The organism is Falsiroseomonas sp. RANM36 (assembly GCF_056682175.1).
On the sequence record NZ_JBWXTD010000003.1, the window covers coordinates 1,746,380 to 1,748,375 of the forward strand.

General features: G+C 69.5%; 2 protein-coding genes. Both read left to right on the forward strand.

The genetic code is table 11. The features are described from left to right. Positions 1 to 105 precede the first annotated feature (105 nt). Positions 106 to 1,341 (forward strand): argininosuccinate synthase, encoded by a 1,236-nt coding sequence (locus AC1MIR_RS13320; RefSeq protein ID WP_480028633.1) that lies wholly within the window; start codon positions 106 to 108, stop codon positions 1,339 to 1,341. Positions 1,342 to 1,469: 128 nt separating this feature from the next. After that, positions 1,470 to 1,996 (forward strand): hypothetical protein (locus tag AC1MIR_RS13325; RefSeq protein WP_480028634.1); only part of this gene is annotated, 527 nt, incomplete at its 3' end.

Consider the following 1,996-nt stretch of genomic DNA (forward strand, 5'->3'; position numbering starts at 1 on the left):
GGCCCCCGGCACCCCCCCCCCCCCCCCCCCCCCCCCCCCCCCCCCCCCCCGGGGGCCCCCGCGGCGGCATGTTCCGCCGCCCTTTCCCACCCTCAGGGGACCAAGATGCGCGTCAAGGACGTGAAGAAAGTCGTCCTCGCCTATTCCGGCGGCCTCGACACCAGCGTGATCCTCAAGTGGTTGCAGACCACCTATGGCTGCGAGGTGGTGACCTTCACCGCCGATCTCGGCCAGGGCGAGGAGCTCGGCCCGGCGCGCGACAAGGCGCTGCTGCTCGGCATCAAGCCCGAGAACATCTTCATGGACGACCTGCGCGAGACATTCGTCCGCGACTTCGTCTTTCCCATGTTCCGGGCGAACGCGCTCTACGAAGGGATGTACCTCCTCGGCACCTCGATCGCCCGGCCGCTGATCGCGCAGCGCCAGATCGAGATCGCGGAGCAGGTCGGCGCCGATGCCGTGGCGCATGGCGCCACCGGCAAGGGCAACGACCAGGTGCGCTTCGAGCTCAGCTATTACGCCCTGAAGCCCGACATCAAGATCATCGCCCCCTGGCGCGAATGGGAGCTGACCAGCCGCACCCGCCTGATCGAGTTCGCCGAGGCGCACCAGATCCCGATCGCCAAGGACAAGCGCGGCGAGGCGCCCTTCAGCGTGGACGCCAACCTCCTTCACTCCTCGAGCGAAGGAAAGATCCTGGAGGAGCCCTGGGACGCGCCGGACGAGATGGTGTGGCAGCGCACCATCGCGCCCATGGATGCGCCCGACAAGGTCACCGAGATCACCATCGAGTTCGAACGCGGCGACGCTGTCGGCATCAATGGCGAGCGCCTGTCGCCCGCCGCGCTGCTGACCAGGCTGAACGCGCTCGGCAAGGAGAACGGCATCGGCCGGCTCGACCTGGTGGAGAACCGCTTCGTCGGCATGAAGTCGCGCGGCTGCTACGAGACGCCGGGCGGCACGATCCTGTATGTCGCGCACCGCGCGATGGAGAGCATCACGCTCGACCGCGAGGCCGCGCACCTCAAGGACAGCCTGATGCCGCGCTATGCGGAGCTGATCTACAACGGCTTCTGGTTCGCCCCGGAGCGCCGCATGCTGCAGGCGCTGATCGACGAGAGCCAGCACAGCGTGACCGGCACGGTCCGCCTCAAGCTCTACAAGGGCAACACGATCGTGACGGGGCGCCAGTCGCCGCACAGCCTCTATTCGATGAAGCACGTCACCTTCGAGGACGACCAGGGCGCCTACGACCAGTTCGACGCCCAGGGCTTCATCAAGCTGAACGCGCTGCGCCTGCGGCTGGGTGCGATGGCGGGGCGCCGCGGCGGCGCGCTGTAGGCGCCGGTGGAGGAGGCCGGGCAAGGGCCCGGCACCCTCCCAAAGGGTCTGCCATTACGGCACGCAGACATTCCTCCCGTGATTCGTTAGCAATGGCGTCCGCTCCGCAGTGAGAGGCGCCCTTGCCGATGCGCGCATCCTCGTTCCTCGCCGTCTTGTTGCCGTGCGCTTCCCTGCTGTGCACGGCAGCGCAGGCCGCCGTCTACGATATCCGGCCGTTGACGCTGCCCGGTGACTACCGCGTTGCCGGCACCGTCACCACCGACGGCACCGCGGGGCCGATCGGGCCTTCAAACATCCTCGGCTGGAACATAGCGGTGACGCAGGCCACGACCCTGTTCCGCGCCACACGCGCGACGACGCAGCCGATGATCGGCGGCGTCTCGGTCTCCCCGGACGGGCAGCGGATGAGCGTTGTCACCTCGCCGGATGGCGTGGAGGATGGTGGCCTGCTCGCCTTCGGCAGGATTGGTGGATCGCCGGTCCCGAGGCTCTCGGCCGCCTTCGTCGCGGACTTCACCGCGAACGCCGCGGCCGGCGGCCAGGCCGGCGATATAGCCGGCGCCACGGGGGCCGTCCAGCCCCGCGGGGCGGCCCACCGCCCCGAGCATCTGGCGGCGCAGACCGCCGCCCCCGGGTCGAGCCGCGGGTGCGG

Coding starts and splice junctions, on each gene's coding strand:
- AC1MIR_RS13320 (WP_480028633.1), top strand. CDS start 106: ATGCGCGTCAAGGACGTGAAGAAAGTCGTCCTCGCCTATTCCGGCGGC.